We start from the raw sequence: 5,191 nt of genomic DNA on the forward strand, positions 1-5,191 counted from the left end.
GGTGACGAAGAAGATGTCCCAGTGGGCTCGGGGTAACAGCCGGGACAGGACTGTGAGGATCACCCGATCCGCCTACCCGTTCCAGCGCCGGGGCGGTTCACCTACCGTCGCAACACCGCCACCTGGTGTCGCAGGACGAGGAGCTCTACGTCCTTTGCAGCGGACCCGCGGACTCGGAGCAGCATCAGCCCGAGAGCGTTGCGTGTCAGGGCGTAGAGCAGCGACCACACCATGACCATCCAGCCTGCCCGACGCAGGCCCCATCCGGCAGGCAAACGCGCAGGTCACCGCCCAAATCGGGATTCTGGAGCCCCACAGGATGGACATAGGTGACCATCATGCCGACAGCAGCCGCGCCGCCGCATCATCCCTGCTCACAGCCCAGGCCGACTTCTGGCACCCCACACGATCTGTAGGAGCGCGTCAGCGACGGCCCCCGGCTCGGTGATCATCAGATCGTGTCCCGCATCGATCTTTCGGAGGACGTGGACGTAGGGGAGCGTGGATCAACCAGACCAGGTCCTCGGATCGGATACGATCCCTTGTTCCAGGACCTCGAGGCTTTCCGAGATCCTCGTCACCAAGTCGCCACCCGCGAGGAACCATTGCGTCTGCGCCGTCTGGATGACGCCGCCGACTGCGGCGGCCAGCATGGTGGGTACCAGAGCGTCACTGGGCAGGCCGAGGCGAGAACCAAGGAACTCCGCGATCACCCTCTGGGTCTTCAGTTGGATTCCGCCCAGCACCGTCCTCAACACGCTCGGGGTAGCCATCATCACTTCCGTCCAGCGCCTGCTGAGGGCCGCGTCCTCCCGCGACACTGCCTCCATCAGTGCGAGGCGCAGCGAGTGCAGCGGAGCCTCGTCGATGGCACGGATCGCCAGCGCGGCCTGTAGCGCTTGGCTCCGTCGGTCGATCTTCACCAGCAGCACGTCTTCCTTGGCGGGAAAGTAGCGGTAGAACGTCCGCACCGAGATGTGTGCTTCGGAGGCGATGTCGTCGACGGTGACTTGGTCGAACCCGCGCTCCTCGAACAGCCGGAGCGCGACGGCCTCCAACTCGGAGATCATCATCTCCGAGCGCTTAGTCCTCAGCTGCGCGGCAAGCGACTCGGTCGTCAACTCGGTCATCCCATCGGTCCCACACTCTTCCGGCACCCACTCCCTCCTTGCAGCCTAGGCCGTTCCTGCCTGGGAAACGGCGGAGCGGTTAGCCGTCGCGCTTGGGGTTGTAGCCGTCGTAGAGGTCGGGGTGGTCGTGCGCGAAGATCGGGGCGCGGTTGATGTACTCAGGTCCGATCCACAGGTGCATCATCTGGTCGTTCTCGAGCGGGCGTACCTGCCCACCTTGTGCTGTGCACTCGCTCTCACTCAGCCAGACGGCGGAGTTCTCCTCCGTGAGCGATGACACCCTGCCGCCCTCGAAGCAGGCCGACGGGTGGCTGTGCCACGCGTCGTAGTCGCCGGTGAAGCCCTCGGGCACGTCAGCGACCACGTAGCTGAGCCCCGCGAACTTCGCGTCGGGCCCGTCACCGTCGAAGAGGAGGATGTTTGGGTTCAGCATGTCGAACGCCGCGGCGCCACTGAAGCCGACGGTACTGACGTAGTGCGCGCCGATCCCGTATAGGCTCCTGCCCGGGTTGAACCAGCCGTCGCTCGCCGCGTCGGCGGCGGTCGGGTACTTGTTCGCCCACAGCGCGATCACCTGGTCGACCTCGGCCTTGGTCGCCGCGGGGAGCTTGTCGTAGGTGATGGTGCTCTCGGTGTGATCGTGCCCGGTGGCCGCCGAGGGGTCCGACGCGTCGTGGCCGTGGGCCGTGGCGGTTGTGGGAAGGGCATGCTCGTCGCCGGATGCATGCGCGTGGTTGGCTGTGCTCGGCGACACGAGAACCGCGGTCGTGCCCGCGAGGACGCCGACGGCGACCGCGACGGCCACGGCCGGCGCCGCGCTCTTCCAGCGTTCGAGCACCCTCGACTCGACCAGGAGCGCGACCGCGCCGACCACGATCGCGACTTCGAAGACCACGCAAAGGATGTCAGCCGAACGGGCCTGCCGGGTGCCGCCGTCACCCGTCCAGTCCGGCAGCCCGACGGTACGGCTGGTCGCCCACGCCGTGAGGAAGACGAGGTTCGCGGCAACAGCCAGCCACAGCCAGACACGCGTGGGTGCCACGAGCACGGCGAGCGCGAACCCGATCTGGAACCAACCCGCGGCAGCGAACGCCAGGCCCATGACCAACGATTCCTGCGCGTGCGGGGGGACCATGACCAAGTGGACGGCCCCCGCGCCACACGACAGCGTCACCAGCAGCCAACGCAGGAACGTGCTCGGGGCGTACCTGGCCGACGAAGCGGGATCGCGCGCCGTCCTCTCGTGCAAGGACTGGTCCGTCGACATCGTTCCCCTTAGGTCGCTTCCCGCCCCCTGAGAGGGAACCGTGCCACCTCGCGCGTGTTCATGTCAACAGTGGCATGTCATGCCGAGGGGCAGGCTCGCTTCGTAACTATAAGAGCATGACTGGCGACTATTTGTGATCGCGAGGGTCGCTGGTCGGGTCGCGATGGTGATTCGCCGTGGGCTGTACCTCATTGAGGGTTGACACCCTTTTGCCGCAGGAGCTAGCTTTCGCAACCTGTCGGTCTTGTCATGATCTGCCATTAACGTCTCGACGTGCAGGCCGGTCAAGGCTATTGACGTAAGGCGAGAGGGGAATGGCTGTGGTTCGACATCGGATGCTGGGGGTGACATGTGCGCTCGTAGCATGTGTTGGGTTAAGTGGGACTGCTTACGCGGATGCCGCGTCCCCGGCCGAAATGGGGCCTGTGACCGGGGGAAACGGTAAGCCGGTCGTGTTCGCGCACACGAACTTCGACCTCGCCTCCGTGGGCTACGCGCAGTCGGAGTACTTCCTGGAGGGGACGGCGGACGCGTACTCCCCGACGGCCCCGCTCACGACGGACGGGAAGTGGACGGTCCAACCGTCCTCGCAGCAGCCGTACCAGACGCGCGTCGTCGTGAACCGACCGATCCGCGACCGCGACTTCAACGGCACGGTGGTCGTCGAGTGGCTGAACGTCACCGGGGGAGTGGACGCCAGCCCGGACTGGATGCACCTGCACACCGAGTTGACCCGGCGCGGCTACGCCTGGGTGGGTGTCTCCGCGCAGGCCGTCGGCCTCAACGCGCTCAAGGCGCCGCCGATGGGGGACCCGGCGCGGTACGCCACCCTGACGCATCCCGGTGACAGCTACTCCTACGACATGTTCTCCCAGGCCGGTCAGGCGATCCGCGACAACCCCGACCTGCTGCTCGACGGACTGACACCCAAGCGTCTGCTCGCCGTCGGGGAGTCGCAGTCGGCGCACCGCCTCACCACCTACATCAACGCCGCGCACCCGCTCGTGAACGTCTACGACGGCTTCCTGGTACACAGCCGCATCACCCCCGCCGGCGCACCCCTGACCCAGGCTCCGCTGCCGGACGTACCGGCTCCGGCGCCCACCTTCATCCGTGACGACCTCGACGTTCCGGTGCTGCTCTTCCAGACGGAGAACGACACCGGCGGCCTGCTCTCCCGCCGGCCCGACACCCCCCTCTACCGGCTCTGGGAGGTCGCAGGCACATCACACTTCGACCTCTACGGCCTGCGGCAGGGCGCTAGCGACACCGGAGACCGTCAACCGGTCGCGGACTGGTTCGACTCGATGCTGCATCCGACGAACCAACCGAACCCCAACCACACCTGTAACCTGCCGATCAACAGTGGACCACAGACTTTCGTCCTACGCGCGGCGATCGCCAGCCTCAACCGCTGGGTCGCCCACGGCACGCCACCTCCTATGGCGCCACGCCTCGAGACGATCAGCGTTCAGCCCCTCCAGTACGCACTGGACGCGAACGGCACCGTGCTCGGCGGTATCCGCACGCCAGCCGTAGACGCCGCGGTGGCCAAGCTCAGCGGACTCGGTAACAGCGGTACCCCGTCCTGTCCGCTCTTCGGCGCCACCGTTCCCTTCTCAGCGGAGCAACTCACCGCCTTGTACCGCAACCACGGCGGTTTCGTCTCGGCATGGAACCGCGCGACCCAGGACGCGGTCCGGGCCGGGTTCCTCCTGCCCGAGGACGCCCGCCATCTCCTGGTCGTGGCGGCGCAGTCCAACATCCTCAAGTAGCGATCCCGCAATGCGCTGGGCCACCGAGAACCCGCAACCGCCGCAGCCGGAAGCCGACGACAGCCTGCGGCGCGACGCCCTCGTCGCACCGTCATCCCGCAGACAACCGAATGGACCGACACCCGACGTCTGAATGCGGCGGGCATGCTCGACACCTGTCGAGCATGCCCGCCCACGAGCGTCTCACTCACCGAACAGCGCGCGGGTCTCCGTGGAGGCCGGATCGTGCGCGTTCGCCATGACCAGAGCACTCAACAGTCTGTTCAGCTCGTTCCAAAGACAGGCCGTGCGGAAACTGTTCGGTGAGCTGGACCAGGGCACGGCCGAGGACCTGACGACGTTACTCACCGGCGGGACGGCCGCAGTCATCAACGACTGGTTGATCGACGGCGACGATCCCCTCGATCCCGAGGAATTGACTGACCGCCTGCTCCGCCTCGTGTTGGTGCTCGCCGGTAGCCAACACGTCCGAGTAGAAGGAGGTCGCGTGCGATGAACCTGAATCTCCTGTGCGCCGGTGCGGTAGTGGCCGACGGCGTATCCCTTAAGGCGCGACCATCGCACTCGGGTCCAGATCTCCAGCGGCGCGTTCCCGCGCTACAACCACAACCCGGACCCAAACGAGCCGCGGGAAACCGCCACAATCCCTCGCGTCGCGGATCAGAAGGTGTTCCACGACCCCGCCGCACCGCCCATGGTGATCCTGCCGGTCCGGCAACCGTAATAACTCCAAAGCCCGTGTAGTCGGCCCTCCACCCCTGTCAGCTGACCTGATGGCGGGACCAGGCAAAAATCGATGGAAACAAGGGATGCATGCAAATGCCAGGCAAGAATGCGGCCAGAAAGCGCTCAGCCCGCCTGCCCGGGAAGACCTCGGCTGGGGATGTACTCCGGCAGCACTGGATAGTTGTGAACCGGTAATGCGGGACAGTGTCGAGCTTCTCCCACTGATCGGAGCGTGACGATGGCCTACCCTCTCGACCCTGAACGTGCCGCAGCTAGAGGGTGTCTGAAAAGGG

General features: G+C 66.1%; 4 protein-coding genes and 1 pseudogene. 2 read left to right on the forward strand and 3 right to left on the reverse strand.

Going from position 1 to position 5,191, the window contains the following annotated elements:
- The 3 genes and pseudogenes from E0504_RS53925 to E0504_RS48850 all read right to left on the reverse strand — a co-directional run.
- Nucleotides 1-275, reverse strand: a pseudogene (locus E0504_RS53925) (helix-turn-helix domain-containing protein); the annotation flags it as partial.
- 231 nt (nucleotides 276-506) lie between these two features.
- Nucleotides 507-1,121 (reverse strand): TetR family transcriptional regulator, encoded by a 615-nt coding sequence (locus E0504_RS48845; RefSeq protein WP_165938880.1) that lies wholly within the window; start codon nucleotides 1,119-1,121, stop codon nucleotides 507-509.
- 88 nt (nucleotides 1,122-1,209) lie between these two features.
- Nucleotides 1,210-2,379, reverse strand: coding sequence for a hypothetical protein (locus E0504_RS48850; RefSeq protein WP_207974735.1), 1,170 nt, complete (start codon nucleotides 2,377-2,379; stop codon nucleotides 1,210-1,212).
- A 434-nt stretch (nucleotides 2,380-2,813) separates the two neighbouring features.
- Here E0504_RS48850 and E0504_RS48855 point away from each other — a divergent pair, with 434 nt between their 5' ends.
- Both E0504_RS48855 and E0504_RS48860 read left to right on the forward strand, forming a co-directional pair.
- Nucleotides 2,814-4,172, forward strand: coding sequence for an alpha/beta hydrolase domain-containing protein (locus E0504_RS48855; RefSeq protein WP_373694023.1), 1,359 nt, complete (start codon nucleotides 2,814-2,816; stop codon nucleotides 4,170-4,172).
- Nucleotides 4,173-4,410: 238 nt separating this feature from the next.
- Nucleotides 4,411-4,668 (forward strand): hypothetical protein, encoded by a 258-nt coding sequence (locus tag E0504_RS48860; RefSeq protein ID WP_207974736.1) that lies wholly within the window; start codon nucleotides 4,411-4,413, stop codon nucleotides 4,666-4,668.
- Nucleotides 4,669-5,191 lie beyond the last annotated feature (523 nt).

It is taken from the genome of Parafrankia sp. BMG5.11, assembly GCF_004337455.1.